The sequence below is a fragment of the Nostoc sp. DSM 114161 genome, assembly GCF_052692665.1.
The window spans coordinates 1,499,828-1,524,133 of sequence record NZ_CP195141.1; the positions used below are offsets into that span (position 1 = coordinate 1,499,828).

Consider the following 24,306-nt stretch of genomic DNA (forward strand, 5'->3'; position numbering starts at 1 on the left):
GAAAATTATTGACTTTTCTGTGCTTTTAATCAAGTCAAGAATTTTTTTGAGTATAACTCTTTGCTAAATTTTTCCCATTCCATAGCAATTGAAAGCACTATTGACACATAAATACAACAATATGAACTAGCTGCTGACATAATGAAATTAGTGTCACTCCAACCAGCTATACACATAAATACTAGCAACTCAAGAAAGGTAAAAATTTCTATCTTTTTTGTTGTAATTAATAAAATGAGCGTTTTGATAAATGTTGTTATTAAAGTAATTCCATATACTAATATTCCTAAAAAGCCTAAATTTAAGAATAACTCTAAAAAACTGTTATGAGAGTTAAAGCCTTCTTCTCGAAACCCAGACCATGTATGAAGCATAACGTAGAGACCAGCATCTGAACTCCAGAAAGCGTTCAATCCGTAGCCTAGCCAAGGTTTTTCCAATCCCTTATCAATCGCCAAAGTCCATATTGGTGTGCGCCCATTAAGTTCAAGACTCTTCCCTAAAATATCGACTAAAATAATTTGCAGATTATTTAAAATGAGTAAATTTATACTAGCCACTAAAATGCATAAAGCACCGAAAATAATTACCCGTAGTTTATAGTTTTGTTTAATAAGCTGATATAGGGAAGTCAGCGATATTAACGTTAATATATTAACCAAGCTACTAGCGCTACGAGACAGTAGATTCAGAGTCATACTCAGACTAAATCCCATCCAAGCCAACCAGTTTCTTCTTCGTTTTGTGAATGCAGCAAGTAGAAAAAGCAAGGTTGTGAGACTCATTGCGTTACCCATGTAATTTTTGTAAGCAAAGATGCCCATCCATCCGTTTAGTCCTATTCCGTAACTTGGTATGGCTAAGGTAACTACTAAACTAAAAATCGCTGTTATACTAAACACCAAAGTTAATAATTTTATTTGCTCTTTGATACTATAGCGAGTTGCAATGTACGCTCCAAATAAAAACATACGTAATAAACCTCTAATGCTGTCTAAGGTTCTCAGTTGATCGCCAGTCCATAAAATGGAAAATAGAGCAATTCCTATATAAAGCAACAAAGGTATATCTCTAGTTGCAACATAAGCTAAACGCTTCCAACGTAAAACAACTAAAGTTGCAACTACTGGATAGCTGAGAGCATTAATTAAAATAGGGGCAGGAGATGGTAGTCGTAAGTCTAAAAATGATAAAAGACAAATTATAGTGAATACAAATTCTAAGTTTCTTACCCAGCGATTAATTAATTTATTGTTAATTTGCATTACCGTTCAAAAGTGAATCAGCCGAGATTTAAAAAGAGATAAATAACGACGCGCTTGAATTTCTAAAGTAAATTCTTGTTCTACTTTTTCACGAGCGCGGTGCGACAATTTCTGGTGACGTTCTTCATCTTCCAGCACCCAAACTATTCCTTGAGCTAAGTCTTCAATTTTATAGGGTTGCGCTAAATAGCCATTTTTTTGATGTTCGATCATGTCAGGCATACCGCCAATTTGGAAAGCAACACAAGGTGTACCACAGGCGATCGCTTCCATTACTGTATTCGGTAAGTTATCTTGAAGCGAAGGTGCGATAAAAACATCTGCGGATGAATAGGCTAATGCTAAAGATAAATCATCGTTTAAGGTTCCTAAATAGTGGGATTTAAAGCCGAAGTTTGTAGAGTTTTCTGCTTGGGAAGCTCCAAAAATAACAATTTCCAGCTTCTCTTGCCACTTAGATGCGCTGAGTTTTTGAAGTGCTGGTTGCAATAGCTGAAATCCTTTTCTTTGGTCGCTACTTGCTTGTAGCGATCCAAAAAGAACAAGCTGTTTATCTTCAGGCAAATTGAGTATTTTACGTGCCATCTGTCGGTCAAATGGTTTGTATTTTTGAGTATCAAGACCATAGGGAATGACTTCGACTTGCCTATCTTGGAATAAAGAACTGGCTTTGACACATTGAGCTAGCCACGAACTGGGAGTGACAATTGTTAAATTCAAGTATTTCCAAGCTTTAGCTTTGCGTTGCCAGATCCAACGGGATAAATCAAAATTTGTATTACTACCAAGTTGAGGACAAGCACCGCAGGATGATTTGTAGCGATCGCATTCTTGATTATAGTGGCATCCTCCTGTAAAAGCCCACATATCGTGAAGCGTCCAAATTATAGGTTTTTCTAACTTAGCGATCGACTCGATTTGAAAGTATCCATTACTAATCCAATGTAGATTAACTATATCTGGATTAGCTCTAGCTAGTTTAGCTCTTACTGTATCTGGAAACCATTGTGGAGAAAATTTAGTGCTATTACGGTTTTTGTATAGCTTTAAGGGTACTTGGTCTAGCGTTAGTCTCAAACCATTGACAATTTGTCCCATTCCAGATGTTGACATTAATCCAATCACTTTGTTGTCATCGCTTTCTTTAGATTGAACTAACATCTGAGAATGAACATCAATACTTTTCAAACCTTGGTGTAGTCGATAAGCAGAGCGGGCAGCACCACCATTAACATCAGAACTACTAATAAGTACAATATTCATCTTTGATTTGAAATTATAAGTAATAAAATCAATAAATTAATCATTAAGAAAGCGAAATTGTCCGAAATGTATTTGATAGTTTTGGAATTAATCCTTGGGGTAGTATAATCTGAAAATATTCTCTAATAACCCTAAGAAATATTTTTCGTACAAACTGGTACGGAACCCATACACTCCCAACCTCTATATACCATCGACCATAAAAGTACTGTTTTTTATCAATTATATTTCTTTGATAAGATAGAAACCATACTTCCAATGCTTCAGCTTTTTGAGCTTGAGATAGCCATGTATTCATCAGCCAAAAATAGAGACCTCCTATAAGATATTTACGTTTTGGAGTCAGTATTTGAGCATCGATCAGCATTTGTTGAATATCAAAAAATAATTTTTCATACGATTTAAGATGTGTTTTATCTACTGATTTGCTGCCAATTGAGTTTTGATGTGGAATTCGCCAAAAGCAGTCAGGCTTAGAGAATCTTTGATATTTAAGATTTTTGATCAAAGCACGTAAATGTAATTCAAAATCTTGCCAACTTAAAAGTTCTTCATTCCAATATCCAACTTTGGTTAGTGCTTCACGCCTCCAAATAGGAGATGTCGTTTGCCAGGGAATATCAAAATTCAAAAATCTATCTATATCATTTTCATCTTTATCAATATTCCACAGTAAGTTCATATCACCTGGTTCGTTTTCAAAAAGCATACATGGAAAAATTCCAAAATCCAGATCGGGGTACTGCTCCATTAATTTGAATCGATTTTCTAGAGATTCTGGTGCAAGACAATCATCTGAGTCAAGGTAAATAATATATTTTCCCTGTGATAACTTTGTACCCTCATTTCGACAAACTGGAGCTCCTGTTTTTTGACTTCGGCGTTTTACATATTTAATTCTTGAGTCTTCTTTACTTAAACAAAGAACCTTTTCATCAGTTCCATCATTAGAGCCATCATCAACTACTAATGCCTCCCAGTTTTTAAAGGTTTGATACCGAAGAGAATTCAAGGTTTGTTGAATGAGTTTACCTCGATTAAAGGTTGGAATAATGATAGATATAGATGGTAAGTTCATATTGGATTTATATTGTAATAATTTTACATGTTAATAACGAATTTACAACTTAATATTAAGTATTCAATGTTGTTGATTAAAATTCTAGTTGCATTACCTGTAAGAGACTATTTCTTTCTTTCTCCCATGTGAAGAATTCTCTAGATCTCTGCCAACCAGCAAAACCCATCTTTAATCTCAAATCTGAGTTTTGTGTAAGTAATAAAATTTTTTGCCCCATGTTTAAATAATCATTCTCTTTCACCAGAAAGCCAGTTTCCCCATCTAAAACAGCTTCAGGAATTCCGGCATGTAGAGTTGAAACTACAGGAAGAGCAAATGACATTGCTTCTAAAATTGCTACAGGCAAACCTTCCTCATCTCCATTTTCTGGAGAGATGATACTGTGTTGAAGAAAAATGTCAGCATCTTTCATCATTTCCCGAACAAATTCATTTGGTTGAGCTCCATGTAATGTTACTTTATCTATAAGTCCAAATTCTTGGATAAACTCCTGTACCTCAGGAAGTAAATCTCCTGTTCCTATATAATCAAGTCGAAGATTTGGATATAATTCAACTGCTTTATGAAAAGCTTTTAGGAGTAAAATTGGTGCTTTCTTAGCAACCATACGACCTACAGCAATGCAACGAACTGTCGTATTTTCAGACCTTTTTACAGGTTCGTCTGGCACATCTACACCATAAGGAATAATGTATATTTTACTAGGCTCTATTCCCAAGTCTATCAATCTATTTCGACTTACCTGATTCATAGTAATGATTCCGGCTGCATCTTTGTAGTACGAGTAAAGTTTCTGCCATCTGGGATCGCGTAGTGCTGAAGAAACATCGTTTCCGTGTGCATGGGCAAAATAGGGAATACCAAGCTTTCTAGTAACATAAAAAAAATTAAATGAATCAGTTAGATATTCACCTAAAATTACTTGAACTTTGTGCTTTTTCAAAAATTGTGCAATTGCAACTCCTTCTGAAAATTGTTTTACTTTGTCCTTTAAGTTACCATCGACTTTAAACCATTTACAAATTAAGGTCGGACAATTAACTCTCCAATGACCTGCATGAGGTTTAGAAATATTGTTTGTTACTACTACTGTTTTTTCAGGAAGTAAATCTTCCATGTGTCGCCGAATAAAGGTTTCAGAACGGACACCAATGTGTGCAGCAAAAATAGCAAGTGGTTTATTCATAAGCCGATGTAAGATCAATTCATTTACTGCTTCTACAAATGATAGTTAAGATACATTTATCAACAAGAATTCAGGAGTCAGACTTCATACTGCATTTTGTATGACTGGCGGATAGCACAGCGTTAGCGAGTCCGCGAGCGTCTGAATAAGTGGGTATAAGACCCCCACCTTTGTTGAAATTTGGTGGTGCAACAATAAGCGTGGCGGGTTTGAATCCCCCACTGATAGCACAGCGTAAAGCCTTCTCTACGAGAGGCTTTGCGTGGCTTGGCTCAAAGTGAGTCCGCGAGGGTCTTGATTCTGATTCCTGAATTCTTCTTCAAGATAATTATTTAATAGCCATTAATTCCACATCTAGAAGAAAATTTGACAAGTAATTTAAGTTAAATGTTGAAAAGAATTTTTGCCACAAATAGTTGCTTCTCTTTAGAGAGACCAATTTAAATTGTGCTACTACCCCATAATATATGCCATAGGTTTCCCGTCTTCTATGCCGATCTATATAATACGTAAAAGACTCTTCATTCCAAAAAGAAATGTGAGTAGGATCTTGATATGCGCTAATTCCAGGAGCTTCAGGAACATGTATTTTAAAAATACCTCCTGGTTTTAATACTCTATAAACTTCATTCATTACATGAATGACTCGTGTTTGCTGAATATGCTCCATAAAATCCACTGCAAGTGCTTCGATAAAAGAATTATCTTCAAAAGGAAGTCCTTCGTTTATATCACAAACTAAATCTACCCCAAGGGATGGGTAAATATCGACATTTACATATCCATCTAAAATTTGCCTTCCACAACCCAAGTGCAATTTATTTTTATTATCTGTTACAAGAGATTGTGCCATCGCATTGATTTCAATTCTAGTCATTGTTAATCCTTGGTTAATCCTTAAATTCTTTGTGATTTCAAACTAGATAATACAGATAAATAAAAATCTTTTTTATTAAAAAAGAAAAATACAATTAATAAATATGATACTGCCATAATGATTGATAAAATCGCGGCTGTAATCCACATAGGTAAGTGCGAGCTAATTACTAATTTGGTTCCAAAAACTGCAATACCCGCCGCTAAAGACGCTAAAAATGAATGACCAATATTAAAAGCTATATCTAATAAAGTGATAGTTGTTTGCCTTGTAGCATAATACATACAAGGTAAAGCTTGTAAGAGCATTACTATTGAGTAGCTATATGCAACTCCTGTTGCTCCGTAAGGTAAACCAACGAAAAATGACCCTATAATAAATGGGCAAGCTAACAAACCCCACTGAAGCATTTTATTACTTCTACCTGTGGAGATGTATAACCAACCAGATGTATTGCAAACAGGTTGAACTAATGCAGATATACACAGTAATCGAAAGATGACTGTTGCATCACGCCATTGCGAACCAAGTAGCAATTCAATAATTTCTTCTGATGCAACTATCATGAAACCGATAATTGGCATAGTTAGGAAAGCAACTATTGAAACAGCTTTAAGGTAGTATCGGTGAAATTGTTGTTGCTCCTGTTGTAATCTACTTAACATAGGAATAGCGACCGCAGCAATTGGCGTATTAATCTGGCTAATTGGCAGAAGTAGCAACTGATAGGCTTTAGCATATAAACCTAACTGTTGAGATCCCCAAGATCTTCCTATGAGAATATTGTCAAGATTTCGAGCAAAGTAATTAATAGTGCTGAAAGCAGTAAGATTTCCCCCAAAAACTAGCATGGATCGCACTCCGGCTCGCCAAGTCGGCAGACTCGGACGCCAAGGACAGGCTAGCCAGACTCCTATAGTATTAACAGCTGCCATAACTAACGGTAAAATCACCAATGCCCAGTAGCCAAGTGCATACGCAGCAGCAACAATCGCAGCTACAATGCCAAATAGCATAGAGAAAACATCATTAAACATCAATACCTTATATTGCATCTGACGATTAAGCAAGGCAGAGTGTTGAACGCCTAACCCACTAAATATAAATCCCACTGATAGCGCTACAGTAATCCAGATTAAGCGGGGTTCATGATAAAGCCAGGCAATTGAAGGTGCGATCGCCACAACGAACAGTGCAGTTATCACGCTAAGTACCACGTTCACCCAAAATAGGGTACTAACTTGTGTGTGATTAATCTCATCCTTCTGAATAGTTGCCATTGACAACCCTAAGTCTTTAAATAAAGCTACAAATCCCGTCACCGCAGTTACCATACCAATCAAGCCATAATCTTGCGGTGTCAGCAATCGAGCTAACACCACGTTAGATCCTAAATTCAAGCTTAACTTTAGACCTTGAGCAACCATAGTGACTGCACCACCTCGTACAGAGCGACTTTTAAGGTCGGTCTTAAGATGGTCAGTACGAAAGTATCGATCGTTTTTTCGATTAGAAAAAAGATTTTTCATTAACTCCAGAGTGAGATTTTATAAATGACAACTTTTGAATACAGAGCCTATTTATCAGACTCTGCCGTTGCCTATAATTAATTTTTGAATCATCTTATTTAACAACTAAAGAATTCTGTGCCCTAGAACCAGATTCAACTGATTCTCTGGAGTAGTAGAAGTAGCTGTCAGGTTCTCGTTTGATATTCACACCGTTAATTACCATTCCTAAAACTTGTTGCCCTGACTGTCTGAGAAACTCTTTAGCCGCATTGGCGGTGTCATAGTTAATCACTCCAGGACGAACCACCAACAAGATCCCGTCAACTAACTTACTTAAAACCGCAGCATCTAGCATTCCTGCGAGGGAAGGAGTATCGAAAATTACGAAATCGTACTTCTGTGTAAAATAACCGACCAGTTTAGCCATCCTCTGGGAATCTAGAAGTACTGCTGGGTTAGGAGGTACAACTCCAGAAGGTAGAACGTCAAGGTTTGGCATTACTTTGTGTACAGTTACACTCAGAGGAACTTGGTCAATCATGACATTGGATAGCCCGACTGCATTTGTCATTTCCCAAATATGATGCTGCACTGGATGGCGCATATTGGCATCCACTAGTAGTACTCGTTGTCCTGACTGAGCCATTGTCACAGCTAAATTTGCAGCTACCTCAGACTTGCCTTCTTTGGGTACAGAACTAGTAACTACGATCGCTTTTAGCTTTTTATCGGAATTTAGAAACTGTAAGTTAGCTTGCAGCATTTGGTATGCATCACCAACAGGATACTGGGGTATGTCTCTGCCAATTATTCTAGGGATCTGTTGCTCTAGAGAACTCTTTTTAAGATTCCTACCTACTGAAGGAATCACCCCTACTAAAGTGTATTGGAATAATTGCCTAGCTTCTTTAACTGTTTTCACAGAGCTATCAATTAGATCTAAAGTGAACGCAGCAATAATGCCAATCATCAGACCAATAACTCCACCGCCCAATATAAACAGGGCCTTACGAGGGCTACTAGGATAGTCTGGTACTAAGGCAGAGGAGATGATCCGAGCATTGCCAATATTTTGGTTTTCTGCTACTTGGACTTCTTGGAGTTTTGTCAAAAGTACTTCGTAAGTTGTTTGAGCTGCTTTGAGCTTGCGTTCGAGTTCGCGCTGGGTCTGTTCCAGCTTGGGTAAAACGTTTGCTCGTTGTTTGTATGCATACCACTTATCAGAAAGTGTAGCTATTTGTTTGGCTAAACCAGCCCGTTCTGTCTCAGTACGAGCAAAATCTCCAATCAGACTTTGACGTAGTTCTCCAATCTGTAAATTTTTTGCAGGAATTTGCTGATTAGTACCTATGCTTCCTTTTATACGATTTTGTAGTAAGTTGTTGAGACCAGTAATTTTTTCTCGCAAATTGATGATATTAGGATGAGTTGGCTGCAAACGAGTTTGCTCAACTGTCAACTCGTTTTGTGCTTCTTGTAGTTGAGTCAATACTTGTTGAATTCCAGGTATTTGACTCAAGGAAGCAAAACTTACAGATTGCTGTGAATCAATGCTTGCTTGATTTTGCAACTTTTGTAACCGAGCATTGACATTCACAAATTGAGCTTGGGCTTGAGAAATTTGCTGTTCTAAGCTGGAAATAGTTTGGACTGCTATGGTTGCTTCAGTTTCTAGAACAATTATTTTATTTTCCTCTTTAAATTTACGCAGGTTCGACTCCGCTTCTCTGACAGCTGCTTCAGTAGCAGGTATTTCTTGCCCGATAAACTTCCGGGCTGAAGCTGCCTCTGCCCGATTAGCTTCTATGTTATTCCTGATATAAACTTGCATCAGTTGGTTGACAACTTCGGCAGCTAAAACTGGATCTTTATCTATATAGGAAACTTGTAAAATCTCAGTCCCTTTGGCATTTTCTATCTTCAAGTTTTGCAGAAAGTCCTGAATTTTCAAAGGTTCGCCTTGTTTATCTTTTAGGCCAAGCGTTCTAATAGTTTCCTCAAGAACTGGGACAGATGTCACTATTTTGGCTTGGGTTTCTAGAGGATTATTTGTAGAGGTTAAAGACTCTAGCCTGCCTATAGCTTCTCCTAGACCAGTTAACGAAGAGGTTTCATTTGTCCTAATCAACAAACTGCCATCTGCTCTATATGATGGTTTTAATGACAGTGCAAACAAGGTTGCAGCGGCAGTAACAATTGCCCAAATTCCCACTGTAGCAAGCCAACGTCGTTGTAAAACGAGTAGATATTTTTGAAAATCTATCTCTTCCAAGTTTGCTTTAGTTTCCATAACCGCAAGATATTGATTTTATTGGTCTATAGGAGGCTGCAATTATTTTAAAGTATTTACCGAAAATCCTTGATACCGCTACCGGTGATTCTGGCTTGTCTTTTAGTAAACTCTCCTACGGAAGGGTTGCCTTCGGGGTGAATTACGCCACTTGCTTGCTGCCAAAGTTCTGAGGGTGCGATCGCCACTTCATAAGTGCGATCGCATTTTTTGACGTGATACCACTTTGTCTGCTGACAGAGATTACACCAAAATTCTTCCAACCATTCTCCTTCTAAAGGAATAGCTGTTTTAGTTGCCACTAAAATTAGTGCATTCTGGCGCCCTATACCTCTTTGTTGGAGTTGTCCGGCGCGATCGGCATATAATTTATACTTTTGACTCACACTATCCAAATAGCATCCATGAATTGGACAGTAAATAGCCCGTCGCTTTGAACGTTTCCGATTTTGGTTACACTTATCCTGCAATTAGACCTCACTTATTGGTAGACACACCATTAATAAGGTTCCACTGGAGGGACTGAGATATAAATCATCGAAGCCCAACTCCTAAATCAAACATCAGTTATTTAATTCCAGTTAAAAACTTTGATTAATTACTAATCAGGTTGCATAACTATCTTACTTTTCTTTTTTATTTTCTGTTAGCAAAAAATAAAATTATACCCTAAGACTTAACCATAATTATAGATAGGGTAAATGGAGATTAATCAGAAACATCAAGGTGTCCATTTTTGAGAATCCTTACATCTTTTCACATTTTTTGTAAAAGGCATAGTAGAAACAGGTCAAACTCAAAAGATATAATACTTATACTCCCAGATTTTTACCTATCCTAAATAGTAAGTTTATTTAGTCGATGATTCCTAGAGGCACAATAAACTTACTTCAACTGGATTTATAACCTTGACTTATTGAATAAGTCGAAGATCTCAGCAGCAACTTTTACTTAAGTAATTACAATTCATGACTGGGTACTGGAGATTAAAGATTGACAACCATTCTTGATATGTTCGGACAAGAAATAATTTCTCAATGGATAAACTAACTTTTTCTCAACATATGAAGAATGATTGGCGACTGGGTTGCCACTCGTAAAAATATGTTCCGGGCTTCGATCCCTCCGAAATTTTAGAACAATTTTTCAGTAGCCACTATCCTCCAGACAGAATATACCGACAACCAGCATCATGAAGTATAATTTTGCGCCTCCTTTGGTGTGGTACGGTAGCCAGATCGTGGCTCAGCAGGAACTAGCGATCGCCCCTACAGTCGATTGAGTTTCAGACAAAAAGGCTGATTTTGGTAAGTATTTAAGAAATATTTTATATTTCTTTTTCTCACTTAAGTAAATTAACACTAGTCTCGTTCTAAAGATATAAAAATCTATTAAGATTTGTAAAGATTAGTTGTGTCTGGGGAGGCTGTCAGGCGCACCTATAAGCGATATTGAAATTGTGCATTGCCGCCTTGTCTGCGAGTAAACTCTGCTACAGATGCTTATTGCGTTGTCAGGGTGCGATCCCCAATTCATAGCTGCGATTATATTTCTTGACATAATCTCACTTTGTTTCCTCGCAACTATCAGACCAAAATGTCTTCAGCCATTGGCTTTATAAGGGAATAGCTGTTTTAATTGGCGCTCAAATTAGTGCATTCTGGCGTCCTAAACAACTAATAATATACCCAAAGATAGATTTTATATTCGGCAAGTAACTCTTATTGTTACTAACGAGCATTTTAATAGAGGGTCAATATGAGTCAAACATGAAACCGGAATAACGTGAAAACACATAAGGTTTTACGCACCAAAAAATTCAGCGCACACATCGCACTCTGCCTTAAATTTACAAAAAACTGAAGAGTTTTTTATAGCTCAGGTAGACATTGCAAAAGCCTCATCTAAACAAGCTTTTAATTTTTCCGCCAAAACTTGTACGTGGGGTTCTCTGAGTATGCTAATGTGGTCTCCAGGAATTTCATGAACCTCTACCCCCTCTAATGCCAGCCCGCCCCAACCCCCCAGGGAATCTGAGTAACGTCTTGAAGATTTTAATTTAGCTCGAAACAAGGTGACATGGCTGGGATAAACTTGCGGTAAATAATTTTTGCTGGCGTGGAGGTTAGCTTCTAAAACATTTAGATTGTAGAGAGTTTGAGACGAAGGATCCGTATCACTTAACTTCAGGAAAATCTGGTGAATAGGCTTCGGGATTCTTTTGCTAATATGCCACTCTAACCTTTCCCAGATATAGGTCAGTTTTTCTTGATGTTTGAGTTGTGCAAGGTTATTTAAATGGACAGAAACCAAATCAAAGAATGTGGTGGGTAAATTATTCCATCCAGCACTATCCAACAACGATAGCAAAGCCACTTTTTCACCTTGGGCATAGAGTTGTTGAGCCATCTCGAAAACTACTGTGCCTCCAAAGGAAGCCCCACCAAGAAAATAAGGGCCATTGGGTTGAACGGTACGTATTTCTTTGATGTATTGAGCTGCCATATCTTCGATGCTGGTATGTGGGGGGGTTTTTCCATCCAAGCCTTGAGCTTGTAGTCCATAAACTGGTTGGTTTAAACCCAAATGGCGGGCTAAATCACAGTAGGAAAGAATGTTACCACCTACCGCATGGACAAGAAAAAAAGGAGGTTTGGAACCTTGAGGTTGAATTGGCACTAACGAAGACCAAGGCTTCACCCATCCTGGTTGACGTAAGATGTTAGCTAGTTCCTCAATAGTGGGGGCTTGTAGCAGGGTAGCTAAAGGAAGATTTTTGCCCAAGGTCTTTTCAATTTCTGCGAACAAGCGTACCGCAAGTAGGGAATGTCCTCCCATCTCAAAGAAATTGTTTTTGATACTGATGGGTTGGATGCCTAAAACTTTTTCCCAAATCTTTGTCAGTTCGAGTTCTAATTCATCTTGGGGAGCTACAAAAATGTCTTTTGGCTGCTGTATGGTTTGGTAAGATGCCTTTAGAGCGTAGCGGTCTACTTTGCCATTGGGAGTTAAAGGTAGAGCATCTAACAATACAAAAGAGTTTGGCAGCATGTAATTAGGTAGTTTTTGTTTGAGAAAGTGGCGTACTTCATCAAACATAGGTATCTGTTCTCGGTGGGGAACAATGTAGGCTACTAGCCGCTGGTCGCCTGGGTTATCTTCTGTTGCTATGACTACAGTTTGTTGTATACCAGCGTGTTGTGCGAGAATTGCTTCAATTTCTGCAAGTTCGATGCGGAAGCCCCGCAACTTGATTTGATTGTCAAGGCGACCGAGAAACTCAATGTTGCCATTATCAAGGTAGCGGGCTAAGTCGCCAGTTTTATATAATCGTGCTTCTGGCTCTTTGCTCAAATGGTTCGGAATAAATTTTTCACTGGTTAAATCGGGACGGTTGAGGTAGCCACGAGCAAGTCCAGCACCACTAATATGTAGTTCGCCTGATTGACCAATAGCCGTAGGTTCTAAATTCTCATTCAGAATATAAATCTGTGTATTGGCGATCGCCCTACCAATGGGAGCAATGAGATAACTGCTAGTGCGATCGCATTTCCAAAAAGTGGCATCAATGGAAGCTTCTGTCGGGCCGTAGCAATTATATAGAACGTCGTCTAAGTTGAATTTAGCAAAGAAACGCTCTATGAGTTCCACGGGTAAGGCTTCGCCACCACAAGTAATGTGCCTGAGATGACAATTCTCAATTTCTTTCTCATCTAGTAATACCCGCAGCATCGAAGGTACTAAGGCCATAACGGTGATTTGCTGTTGGAGAATTAACTCAACAAGATATTTAGTATCAAGATTTCCACCAGGACGAGCCATAATTAATTGCGCTCCCCAACACAACGGCCAGAAAATCTGCCACACCGACGGGTCAAAGCTCAGAGAAATATTTTGTAAAACTTTGTCTGCTTGAGTCAATCTAAAAGTTGTTTGTCTCCATGTGATTTGGTTGCAGATCCCACGATGAGTAATCATTACACCTTTGGAGCGTCCTGTAGAACCGGAAGTGTAGATCGTATATATCAGATTATCAAGTGTCGTATTACTGACGAGATTTTCTTGGTTGTTCTCGCTAATCGCTTGCCAATCTGAATCTAGACAAACAACATGAGTTATACGATCGGGTAAACTACTTACTAATTTTTGTGTGGTGACGATCGCTGATATCCGGCTGTCCTCTAAAATATAGGCTAAGTGTTCTGATGGATATGCCGGATCTAAAGGTAAGTATGCGCCTCCAGCCTTGAGAATTCCTAATAGTCCTACCACCATTTCTAAAGACCGTTCGAGATAAATGCCAACAAGTACCTCAGGTTTGATACCTAAACTACGTAGGTGATGCGCCAGTTGATTTGCTCGTTGGTTTAGCTGCTGATAAGACAGTTGATTGTTTTCAAATACTACAGCTGTTGCTTGGGGCGATCGCTCTACTTGCATTTCAAACATCTGATGAATACAGAGTTGATTTCCATCGGGTGTTTGGCTAACTTGAATTTTTGTGAGTTCAGTTAATGTATCGATCTGCTCTAAATTATTACTGGTACTCATCTTTTATATTTTTAATACCTCACTAAATTGTCTAGAGCGAGCTACATTTGCCAAAATTTAGAAGTTGAATTATAGAAATAACCAAAAAATAATGTATAAAATAACACAGAATATTAGATAAGCTACAGATTGTAACTTATAACCAGCGGATACTATAACTTTTCGGAAACTTCACAATGCACACTTCATCTTTTGTGCTGAATTTTTATCTAAATATTAAACGCGATCGGGATTATTTAAATTTATTTTTTTGTAAAACAAAGGATAAAATACTTTAAATAATCTTCAAAATATCTAATTAAAATGCAATGTTTATTATTTAATTACTAAAAATTCAACTAATCCATTAAATCAAGCTAATATCACTCTAGTCTTACTTCTAAAGATATAAAATCATCAACATCTTCATAGATGGATGTATTAAAATTGACATTGTTATAAATTCAAGTTAAAGCATTTTTGAACGGGATGCAGGGACACCGCATATCCGAAGCCTTTTGATTCCAACAAAGAATATTGTTGTCGATATTAGACCTCTTGCATAAGTCGAATAGACTCCCCTTTATCCCCCCTTATAAAGGGGGGAAACTTGAAATCTTGCTCCCTCCCCTTCAGAAGGGGAGGGTTGGGGAGGGGTGATTCAAGAGAGGTCTATTGTTGAACAAATTTACTTTCTAGGCATTCCGCGTCTCTTCTTGCGGTATTTGCGCGTTATCGGTCAATTAACCCTGCGGCTAGGTAACTTAGTTCCACAGCTTTTACAAAATGCAGCATCAATATCGTGGAAAGCCAAACCACAATTTGAACACACTGTTTCTACCTGATTAGCTGTTTTCACCACTTGCTTAATCAAATCTCCCACTTGCCAAGGAATCAAGGCAATTCCTGTAAAAATCATCAGTACTGTTAGCGATCGCCCTAATTCAGAAATGGGGATCACATCACCAAAGCCTACGGTTGTCATTGTGACAACCGAGAAATAAAATGCATCCAAAAATGTAGCGTATTTTTCAGGATTAACCGGATGCTCGACTTGATAAATTAAGCCAGAGTAAACAAAAACAATTGCAAATAATGTAAATAATATTCGTGTAAAAATCAAGCCATCTTCGGTGCTGATACTGGCGAATAAATATTTTCTATCTATAAATCTAATTAGTCGTAAAATCCGAAACCATCGCAGTAGGCGAATAAATCTAATATCTACTATTCCTAATAACAATGGTAAAATTGCCATTAAATCAATAATCGCATAAAAACTAAAAATATACTTAATTTTATTTTCTGCACTCCAGAGACGAAGTATGTATTCTATCAGGAAGATAATGGCGATCGCAGTATCAGCTACGCTCAACTGAAAACGAACAGAATCAGGAATATTATAAGTTTCTGCTACAAAAATTCCTGATGAAATTAACACCAAGACTGCAAGTGTTAAATTAATGGCTTGACCTAAAGGTGTTTCCAAGTCTTTTAAGTAAAATTCTGTTGTTTGCCTACTGAGTAACATATTCGACCATCAACAATTTTAATTCCTAGTTATAGCATTAGAAACACGATATGATTAAACATTGTCTTGATGTTATCTCCAAGTTATATGAACTCAGAATATTTTATGCATTTAGCCTTGGCAGAAGCTAAAAAAGGTGATGCACCTTACGGTGCAGCGATCGTTAAAGATAACGAAGTCGTCGCCGTAGGTCATAATACTGTCAAAAGGGATAACGATCCATCAGCTCATGCGGAAATTAATGTCATTCGTAGTTTAGCAGCTAAACTTAAAAACCCCTCTTTAGAAGGTTATAGCATATATACAACTGGCGAACCTTGTCCAATGTGTGCAACTGCTTGCGTTTGGAGTGGTTTATCAGAAATTGTATATGGCGCTTCAATCCAAGATTTAATTTTGGTCAATCAATCACAAATTAATATATCTTGCGAAGAAGTGATTGCTCAATCATTTAGAAATATCAAAGTAACTAAAGGCGTTTTAAAAAATGAATGTTTGGAGTTATTTGAATAATTTTTTAACTGGGATCGTTCAGATAAGATAAATAGCTATTTGCCCAAATTGCAGCTTGAGTGCGATCGCGCAAATTCAACCTGTTTAAAATATTTGTAACATGATTTTTTACTGTCCCCTCAGAAATGTAAAGTTCCTGAGCAATTTCTCGGTTACTAGCACCTATAGCAATTAATCGCAAAACCTCCTTTTCTCTAGGAGTTAGTTCAGTTAAACCAGATGGTATAGGTGGTGATTGAGTTGGTGTAGGTTGAGAAAACTGGGTCAACAATTTTTTAACTATTCCTGGGCCTAATTGAGTGTATCCTTTATATACAGCGCGAATAGCAACAGCTAACTCTTCTGAGGGTGTATCTTTCAATAAATAACCCATTGCACCACTTTGTAAAGCTGCGGAAACATATTCATTATCATCAAAAGTTGTGAGTACTAAAATCTTCGTTTTGCTAAAATGTTTTTGGATTTCTCGCGTAGCTGCAACTCCATCCATAATGGGCATTCTGATGTCTAACAATACGACATCTGGCTGATATTGAGCAACCAAATTAATTGCTTCTTTACCGTTTTCTGCTTCTCCTACTATTTCCAAATCTGGTTCTAGTTCTAATAAAGCTCTTAATCCTTGACGAATTAAACTTTGGTCATCTACCAACAATACTTTAATACTCATGTTAACCTCGTTAAGGGGATATTAACTATAATTTTGCAACCATAACCAGGAGTAGTATTAATATTAAATTCGCCTCCCAAGGCTAAAGTGCGATCGCGCATACTATGAAGCCCAAAACCAGTAGTATTTTGCTTGATATCGAAACCTCTACCATTATCCTGAATTATTAATCGTAAATTACTTTTGATGGTCGTGAGTTCTATTTTAATTTCTGTTGCAGATGCATATTTAGAAATATTTGTCAAAGATTCTTGAGTAATCCGATAAATAGCAGTATTAATTTCAGGCGGTAAAGAATATTCTAGATTGATTTCATAAATTGGTAGAATACCATTTGAGCGATGAAAGTTTTCTACAAGGTTAGCGATCGCACGTTCTAAAGATTGCTCTTGTAAAGGATTAGAACGCATAGTTGAAACAGATTGACGGACATCTTTGAGTGCTTTTGAACCTAATTCCTTTGCCGTTGCTAGAAATGTCTCAGCCTTAATTGGATTAGATTGCCACAGTTTTAAAGCAGTTTCCAATTGGAGATTTAAAGCAGTTAGAGAATGTCCTAACGAATCATGAATTTCACGAGCAATGCGGTTTCGTTCTTCCAAGGTAGCTTGATTTTCAATTTGCATGGCATATTGGCGAAGTTTTTCGTTAGCAATAGCAAGTTTTTCGCGACTGTGCCGTTCAGATAATACAGCATTCATCATCAACAATACAAAAACTAAACTCAAACCAAACACCAAAGACCAATTCAAGCTCAGAAATCGAAAACGTTCTTGAGCTTGTGGTGAAGATTGAAAATTGAATAATTGATATTTTAATTGTGTAGTCAGTAAAAATAAAGTAAATGAAAGACTCGTCATGAATAAACGCCCAGGTAAATTAAAAATTAGGCAACTGCGAGTCACTAAAATTATATAAAGAAACGGAAAAAGACGCGCGAATCTTTCGCCAAAAAGTCCAGTCAGTAAAATCAATAGAATTTGAATAATTGTGTATATTAATTTACTATTACGATTATTTTTTGGTAACCATAACCCCATTAAGGCAAAAACAATCAGGCTATAAATTGACAATTCTGGTAAGAAATTACAAACCGATAAATCTGGAAATGTCCCACAAATTGATAGCTCTGCCCGTCTAGGACGAAACCGCCGCAAAGGAGGTGGTATAACTGCTATTAAAGCAGTCATTGTCAGTAATATCCATTCTAAATAAAGCAGAGACGGAAAAGGATGTTTTTTAATTTGAATTAGAGGATTCATGATGATAACACCTAATTGCTAACTCTTGTACAGACGCGATTAATCGCGTCTGTACTCCTCACTCTTAACCTCTATTATTGTCAGTTTATTCATAATTAAATCATGACTAAAGTCATGGGCATAACCGTGACTTTCTCCTCATGTGAGTATTGAAGATAAATTCTTATGATGGTGGCATCCACACAGGCAAGAACCACGAAGTAAGTAATGAAACTCAAAACATTATCATTAGTAGCTGGAGCGATCGCTTTAAGTTTAACTGCAACTTCTTTTGCTGTCGTAGCTCAAACAGCCTCTCCCTCACCCCTACTGCTAGCACAAACTCCACAAAAACCAAAGGGGCCTTGGGCAGAATTGGGTCTAACCGATGCACAAAAAAGCCAAATACAGGCAATTCGCAAAGATAGCCGTGCTAAATGGGAAGCAGTTTTGACTTCAGAACAAAAAGCAAAGTTAGAAGCAGCTAAGCAAGCGCGTCAGGCTCAGCGCCAAGCAGGTCAACAAGGTCAACGCCAAGCGGGTCAGCGTCGAGGTGGATGGAAGAACTTTGCAGACTTAAATCTGACTGAAGCACAAAAAACTCAAATGCGGCAAATCCGAGAATCTGAAAAACAACAAATTCAAGCAGTTTTAACCCCCGAACAGCGGCAAAAACTCGAACAAATCCAGCAAAACTTCAAACAGCGTCGCCAACAACGCAATCCTCAATAACTTTAACTAGAAAGAATTCAGGAGTCAGAATCAAGAATTCACCAATTCAATTCTGTGTAACTAATTCTGATTCCTTTATTCTTCAACTTGAAAAAAAGACTTACTAATCTGGGAGGGGTAGTATCGACCATCTCATCCAAAGCTTACTAATACGCACTTTTTTCATAGCTTGATATCATTTTGAATTTTGTATTTTGAATTAAGAATTGCTTTTTACATCTAGGTTTTATTAATCCATCAGTACCAATCATTTTTCAAATTGGTATAAGAATTAAAAAATTATACAGACTTCTTGCAGAAGATGGGAAAGGGGAAAATCGATCTCCTTTCCCTTTCCCTATTTTTGTGAGTAAATAGGGATTTGATTCCGGTTCCCCTTAAGGCTAGGGAGGATCTAAAAGTAGACCTCTTGCAATCAATTGCTTTTTGCACTCTTGCGGTCAAAGAAACTCATCTTTATTGGGGAAAGGAAAAATACCAAACATGCACCCCCTTTCCCCTTCGCCTTTTCCCGACTTCTGCAACAAGTCTAGTGTCTAAAGTCACAGCAAAATACTTTTCAAACAACCTTTTAGCCCAGTTGTGCTAACTACTGCAAGTTGCTATAATATTCGACACAACAAGAGTATAAAAATCTCTTGACCCCTAAACCCCGTAGTGATTTAGCAAAACTAAATCACTACTCCCCACCTCCTATTTTTAAGCTAGTCAACTAGGGGAAAACCCCAAGCAAACATCAAAAAGTTGCTTCCCCCTCCCTAGAGGCGCTATTAATAGCGTCTCTAACTACTCCCCAATCCGTATTTTGAAGCTAGCTTTTCAAGATGTCTAAAGAATTTCCTATTGGTAGTAAAGTCCGTGTTGTAGCGCTACCGCCCTACGTCAAAACTGCTGAACCTATGCCCATGCTTCGCCCCCCTGATGTGATTCACATTGGCGAAGAAGGTATAGTTCTTGACCGTAGACCAGGCGGATATTGGGGTATTCGCTTTGCTAAAGGCGCCTTTCTCCTAGATAGCCAATACATCGAAAATACAGATATTTCTTCCGAATCTGAATCAGAGTGAGATTAGTAGCAACCAGGAATTGTAAACTTGTGTAAAGTTGTCATTTTGGTTTGCACCATGATTTCACGCCGCACTTTTTTAAGCATATTATTTGCCAGCTGTATTTCTATTATCAGCTGGCTGAATTTTGCCCCTACTGCCGATGCTCTTGGTGGTAAACTTCCTGCAATTAATCAACCTGCACCAGAGTTTACCTTGCCAACCAACACAGGTGATGGCAAAATTTCCCTCTCTGACTTTCGCGGTAAGTGGGTAGTTTTGTACTTTTATCCCAAAGATTTCACCTCTGGTTGTACTATAGAAGCTCGTCGTTTCCAAGAAGATTTACCCAAATATTTGGAAAAAAACACACAAATTCTCGGTGTCAGTGCTGATGATATTGATTCCCATGCTAAATTTTGTGATTCAGAGGGACTAAAATTTCCCTTATTGGCTGATACTGATGGTTCAGTGAGTAAAGCTTACGGTTCGTGGCTGAGTTTCTTATCTATGCGCCATAGTTTTATCATCGATCCTCAAGGTATCTTGCGCGAGAATTTTGTGAAAGTTAACCCAACTATTCACAGTTCAGAAGTACTAGCACGACTAGAAAAGTTACAATCCGCGGCTTCTTAAATACAGCACAAAAGCGCAACCCAACAAATACGCTGGGTTGCGCTTAATTCTTCTAGAGTCTTTGCCTGTTGAATGTGCTGCTAAATTTAAATCGTCAATATAAAACCGTTGAATATTAAATCGACAAAATTATCACCTAAAAGCTTGACTTGAATGCCTCCAGCGATCGAGATTAAATCTGCCTCAGATAGTTTCCGTACTTTAACTTGATTGTCAGGTTGTAAGTCAGTGATTTTGATTCTGGACATATTTTTTCTTCAGATTTTTTGAAATCTAGGAGAATTTTCGTTTGATTAGCTAGCAATCTCATCAACCAAAAGTTATAAACTTTAGTATTTACACACTTTTAAAATAGACATTATACGTGCCCCTACAATTATCTGTATCTCACAAAGTAGCAATGTGCTGTAATAGTAATACGCGTTTGTAGTAAAGACTTTAGTCCTTATTTTTTTAAGCACTAAAGTGCTGACTACAAACCTATCAAGAACAAGCTGCTAGTTATTTAGGCACAAGAAACCCATATTTTTTGAGTATATCTTTTGCTTGAGCGCTAGATAAAAACTGGACAAATTCCTTGGCAGCAGCAGGATTTTTACTGCTTTTGAGGACAGCGATTGGATAAACTATCGGTGAGTGAAATTTCTCATCAGCAGCGACTACAACTTTTACCTTATTGGAGATTTTGGCATCAGTGGCATAAACTAAACCAGCTTCGGCGTTACCAGTTTCTACTGCTGCTAAGACTTGACGCACGTTGTTAGCAAAGACTAATTTGGGTTTAAGGCGATTGTAAAGTTTCAATTTCTTTAAAACTTGCTCTCCATATTGCCCTGCTGGTACGCTTCTGGCTTCACCGATCGCAATCTTCTTAATCTTCTCATCCGTTAAATTATAGAAGCTAGTGACGCCCTCAACATCCTGAGCTACTATCAAAACCAGACGGTTATTTGCTAGATTAGTACGGCTACCTGGCAAAAGTAGTCCTTTTTGTTCTAAAGCATCCACTTGTTTTTTGCCAGCCGAAATAAAAATATCTGCTGGCGCACCTTGCTCAATTTGTTGCTGCAAAGCACCAGAAGCCCCAAAATTATAAGTAATATTCACATTTGATTTACTTTGTTGGTACAGAGGCTTAATTTCTTCCAGCGCATCTTTTAAGCTAGCGGCCGCTGACACAAGTATGTTGTTTGATTGTGCAACTACGGGAGAAGGAGTAACTAACGGTAAACTAATTGCTAGCAATAAACCAGCAATTACTATACCCAAAAAGCCAAGAATTTGTCTTCTTTTCATGGAAAAGGCGTTTGAAAGGTTTTTTCATCAAATTGATGCTAGGTAGAATACTACCAAAAATACCAAAATTTACCCAACTATATCGGTAAAATATTTTATTGCATGTTCGCGGACACACCTCGCCGAATCGCCAAAACCCTATATTTTTCGTTTAACTGTGTTGATATTTTACACGACAAGGTTTTGAGGTATGTGTTTGACTTAATTTTCTACAAGATATATAGTCTTGTTCAGAGGTATGCCAAGTTGGCGGTTGAAAGCCTTACGAGGTAAAGCTTTTTGAACTAACTCTTTAGCGATCGCTTTAAATCAGAATTAACTACCTCTGCTTTACCAATTGCTTCAAATCGTAATTAATGAAAACAAGCCATGTAGGCAAACTTTGTTTGTATTAGCAATATGCCAAAACAATTGACTGATTTTCAGGTTTTCATGTTTACATCATACAACAACTCAATGAATTACGAATTATTCACCATCTCCAACAGCTGTGCTTCATTTAACTGATTAATTCCCAATGACACGGCTTTTTCTAACTTAGAACCAGCATCTTCTCCTACTACCAAATAATCTGTTTTTTTGCTGACAGAATCAGTTACTTTCCCACCAGCTTTTTGAATCAATGTCTTGGCTTCGTCCCGCTTTAAGGTTGGCAATGTACCCGTGATTACAAAAGTTTTCCCGGCGAACTTTTGATTGGTATTACTAACTGTTTCTGCTGATTCGGTAGAAGTAAATTGCAATCCTTTTGTTCGCAACCGTTCTATTAATGTTTGGTTGGCATCAATCCGAAACCACTGATAAACAGATTGAGCAATTTCAGCACCGATACCGTAAATACCCTCAATATCTGACTGTTTTGCTGCCGCTAATTCTTCTACGGTGGAATATTTCTGAGTCAACAATTGAGCATTCACACTGCCGACATGACGGATACCTAAACCATACAATACCCTTGACCAAGGTTGGTTTTTTGATTGAGCGATCGCATCCACTAATTTTTCTGCCGATTTTTTTCCCATTCTTTCCAAATCATATAATCTCTCTTCTGTCAACTCGTATAAATCGGCAACGGAATGCACCAAACCTTTATCGACGAGTTGGTATACCAACTTTTCACCCATACCTTTAATATCTAACGCATCACGGCTGACCCAATGTTCGATGGAACCTTTGAGAATCGCCGCACAAGAAGCATTGACGCAGCGAGTTACAGCCTCGCCTGATTCTCGCACCACCGGTTGACCGCAGACTGGGCAATCGGTAGGCATAATAAAAGGTTCGGTATCAGCGGGGCGAAGTTCTTTGAGTACCCTAACCACTTCTGGGATGATTTCCCCAGCTTTGCGGACAATCACAGTGTCGCCAATGCGGATATCTAATTGAGCAATGCGATCGCTATTATGTAAAGTAGCGCGGGAAACCGTTGTCCCCGCCAGTTGCACTGGCCGCATCTGGGCTAAGGGCGTTAACGCTCCGGTTCTACCGACATTCACAGCTATATTTTCCACACGGGTGGGCGCTTCTTCGGCTGGATACTTCAAAGCCACCGCCCAACGAGGGAATTTCTGCGTAAAGCCTAGTTGTTCTTGAAGTTTAAAAGAATCCAACTTCACTACTACCCCATCAGTCATGTAGGGTAAATTCAGCCGTTCCGTATCCCAGTATTCGTAATACTCTGCTACTTCTTTTAGGGAAGCACACAATTTATGGTTGGGATTGACTCGAAAACCCATTTTTTCTAATAACTCCAAGGCTTCCCATTGGGTATTGGCAATACTAGCGTCATCTCTACCGGGAATATGCAACGTATAAGCAAAGAAATCTAGTCGCCGCTTCGCGACAATGCGCGAGTCTAATTGCCTGAGTGTACCAGCTGCGGCATTTCGAGGATTAGCGAATAATTGTTCGCCTGCTTTTTGCCTTTCTTCGTTGATTTGTTTAAACACTTCCAACGGCAAAAAAGCCTCGCCTCGGACTTCTACCCTTTCTAAAATTTCTAAACCTTCAAAATTCAACCGCAGAGGAATTGAGCGAATTGTCCGCACATTTTGGGTGATATCCTCACCCATGACTCCATCACCCCTAGTTGCACCCCTGACTAAAATCCCATTTTGGTAAGTCAAAGCCAAGGCAGAACCATCAATTTTTAGTTCGCTGACATATTTCACTGAGTCTAGTTTCGGTACTTGTCGCCGCCAACGTTGTTCCCAGCCTTGCAACTCAGTAATATTAAACGCATTTTCCAAACTGTACAAAGGAATGTTGTGGCGCACCGAGGTAAACTGAGTTGCCGGTCTCTCACCCACGCGCTGAGTCGGACTATCTGGTGTGGTTAATTCTGGATACTGAATTTCTAGTTCTTGTAATTCCCGATATAACTGGTCATAGATTGCATCCTCCATAATTGGAGTATCTAAGACGTAATAAGCGAAGCTTGCTTGTTGCAATAATTGGCGCAGTTCTTCTGTGCGCTTTACTAGAGGCTGAATCTGTGTCATGAGATTTTTTGTAAAATACTACGAATAAAAGTTAAAGACGATAAAACCTGCCATAAGCAGGTTGTGGATGCATAACCTTACACTGGGAGTCGGGTGGCTTTGGCTTCAAACAAAAACATCTACTTTTCTAGGTTACT

At 38.2% G+C, this 24,306-nt stretch carries 19 protein-coding genes; 4 read left to right on the forward strand and 15 right to left on the reverse strand.

Features of this window, described 5'->3' with window-relative positions; all coding sequences use genetic code 11:
- Positions 1–29: 29 nt before the first annotated feature.
- The 10 genes from NSTC745_RS06405 to NSTC745_RS06450 all read right to left on the reverse strand — a co-directional run bounded on the left by NSTC745_RS06405 (position 30) and on the right by NSTC745_RS06450 (position 15,534).
- Complete coding sequence (locus NSTC745_RS06405) at positions 30–1,265, reverse strand: O-antigen ligase family protein (RefSeq protein WP_445636401.1); 1,236 nt, start codon at positions 1,263–1,265, stop codon at positions 30–32.
- Between the two features lie 6 nt (positions 1,266–1,271).
- Positions 1,272–2,528, reverse strand: a complete 1,257-nt coding sequence (locus tag NSTC745_RS06410; RefSeq protein ID WP_445636402.1) for a glycosyltransferase family 4 protein — start codon at positions 2,526–2,528, stop codon at positions 1,272–1,274.
- A gap of 43 nt (positions 2,529–2,571) precedes the next feature.
- On the reverse strand, positions 2,572–3,606 hold the full coding sequence (locus NSTC745_RS06415) for a glycosyltransferase family 2 protein (protein WP_445636403.1): 1,035 nt from the start codon (positions 3,604–3,606) through the stop codon (positions 2,572–2,574).
- A 76-nt stretch (positions 3,607–3,682) separates the two neighbouring features.
- Positions 3,683–4,795, reverse strand: a complete 1,113-nt coding sequence (locus NSTC745_RS06420) for a glycosyltransferase family 4 protein (protein ID WP_445636404.1) — start codon at positions 4,793–4,795, stop codon at positions 3,683–3,685.
- Between the two features lie 328 nt (positions 4,796–5,123).
- Complete coding sequence (locus NSTC745_RS06425; protein ID WP_445636405.1) at positions 5,124–5,672, reverse strand: class I SAM-dependent methyltransferase; 549 nt, start codon at positions 5,670–5,672, stop codon at positions 5,124–5,126.
- Positions 5,673–5,692: 20 nt separating this feature from the next.
- Positions 5,693–7,201: a lipopolysaccharide biosynthesis protein gene (locus NSTC745_RS06430; protein WP_445636406.1), complete on the reverse strand. Its 1,509-nt coding sequence runs from the start codon at positions 7,199–7,201 to the stop codon at positions 5,693–5,695.
- A gap of 94 nt (positions 7,202–7,295) precedes the next feature.
- A complete protein-coding gene (locus tag NSTC745_RS06435; RefSeq protein WP_445636407.1) occupies positions 7,296–9,473 on the reverse strand; it encodes a GumC family protein in 2,178 nt (725 codons plus the stop codon).
- Positions 9,474–9,529: 56 nt separating this feature from the next.
- Complete coding sequence (locus NSTC745_RS06440) at positions 9,530–9,943, reverse strand: hypothetical protein (RefSeq protein ID WP_445636408.1); 414 nt, start codon at positions 9,941–9,943, stop codon at positions 9,530–9,532.
- 1,408 nt (positions 9,944–11,351) lie between these two features.
- Positions 11,352–14,024 (reverse strand): non-ribosomal peptide synthetase, encoded by a 2,673-nt coding sequence (locus NSTC745_RS06445; RefSeq protein WP_445636409.1) that lies wholly within the window; start codon positions 14,022–14,024, stop codon positions 11,352–11,354.
- A 718-nt stretch (positions 14,025–14,742) separates the two neighbouring features.
- Positions 14,743–15,534, reverse strand: coding sequence for an ion transporter (locus NSTC745_RS06450; protein ID WP_445636410.1), 792 nt, complete (start codon positions 15,532–15,534; stop codon positions 14,743–14,745).
- A gap of 87 nt (positions 15,535–15,621) precedes the next feature.
- Here NSTC745_RS06450 and NSTC745_RS06455 point away from each other — a divergent pair, with 87 nt between their 5' ends.
- Positions 15,622–16,047, forward strand: coding sequence for a nucleoside deaminase (locus NSTC745_RS06455; RefSeq protein ID WP_096535579.1), 426 nt, complete (start codon positions 15,622–15,624; stop codon positions 16,045–16,047).
- Between the two features lie 4 nt (positions 16,048–16,051).
- Here NSTC745_RS06455 and NSTC745_RS06460 read toward each other — a convergent pair whose 3' ends face one another.
- Together NSTC745_RS06460 and NSTC745_RS06465 are read right to left on the reverse strand one after the other, a co-directional pair.
- Positions 16,052–16,717: a response regulator gene (locus NSTC745_RS06460; RefSeq protein WP_445636411.1), complete on the reverse strand. Its 666-nt coding sequence runs from the start codon at positions 16,715–16,717 to the stop codon at positions 16,052–16,054.
- The gene (locus tag NSTC745_RS06465; RefSeq protein ID WP_445636412.1) at positions 16,714–17,979 is read right to left on the reverse strand and encodes a sensor histidine kinase; all 1,266 of its coding nucleotides are present in this window, start codon (positions 17,977–17,979) and stop codon (positions 16,714–16,716) included. Before NSTC745_RS06465 ends, NSTC745_RS06460 begins: the two co-directional genes overlap by 4 nt.
- Positions 17,980–18,186: 207 nt before the next feature.
- Between NSTC745_RS06465 and NSTC745_RS06470 the strand changes: the two genes are divergently transcribed.
- The 3 genes from NSTC745_RS06470 to NSTC745_RS06480 all read left to right on the forward strand — a co-directional run bounded on the left by NSTC745_RS06470 (position 18,187) and on the right by NSTC745_RS06480 (position 20,372).
- Positions 18,187–18,690, forward strand: a complete 504-nt coding sequence (locus tag NSTC745_RS06470; RefSeq protein ID WP_445636413.1) for a Spy/CpxP family protein refolding chaperone — start codon at positions 18,187–18,189, stop codon at positions 18,688–18,690.
- Positions 18,691–19,514: 824 nt separating this feature from the next.
- Entirely contained in the window at positions 19,515–19,757 is a 243-nt protein-coding gene (gene sipA / locus NSTC745_RS06475; RefSeq protein WP_445636414.1) for a regulatory protein SipA, read from the forward strand.
- A gap of 57 nt (positions 19,758–19,814) precedes the next feature.
- On the forward strand, positions 19,815–20,372 hold the full coding sequence (locus NSTC745_RS06480; protein WP_445636415.1) for a peroxiredoxin: 558 nt from the start codon (positions 19,815–19,817) through the stop codon (positions 20,370–20,372).
- An 86-nt stretch (positions 20,373–20,458) separates the two neighbouring features.
- Here NSTC745_RS06480 and NSTC745_RS06485 read toward each other — a convergent pair whose 3' ends face one another.
- The 3 genes from NSTC745_RS06485 to ligA form a co-directional block, all read right to left on the reverse strand.
- Complete coding sequence (locus tag NSTC745_RS06485) at positions 20,459–20,620, reverse strand: hypothetical protein (RefSeq protein ID WP_445636416.1); 162 nt, start codon at positions 20,618–20,620, stop codon at positions 20,459–20,461.
- Positions 20,621–20,873: 253 nt separating this feature from the next.
- Positions 20,874–21,668, reverse strand: a complete 795-nt coding sequence (gene modA, locus NSTC745_RS06490; protein WP_445636417.1) for a molybdate ABC transporter substrate-binding protein — start codon at positions 21,666–21,668, stop codon at positions 20,874–20,876.
- Between the two features lie 461 nt (positions 21,669–22,129).
- Positions 22,130–24,169, reverse strand: coding sequence for an NAD-dependent DNA ligase LigA (ligA, locus tag NSTC745_RS06495; protein ID WP_445636418.1), 2,040 nt, complete (start codon positions 24,167–24,169; stop codon positions 22,130–22,132).
- Between the last annotated feature and the right edge of the window lie 137 nt (positions 24,170–24,306).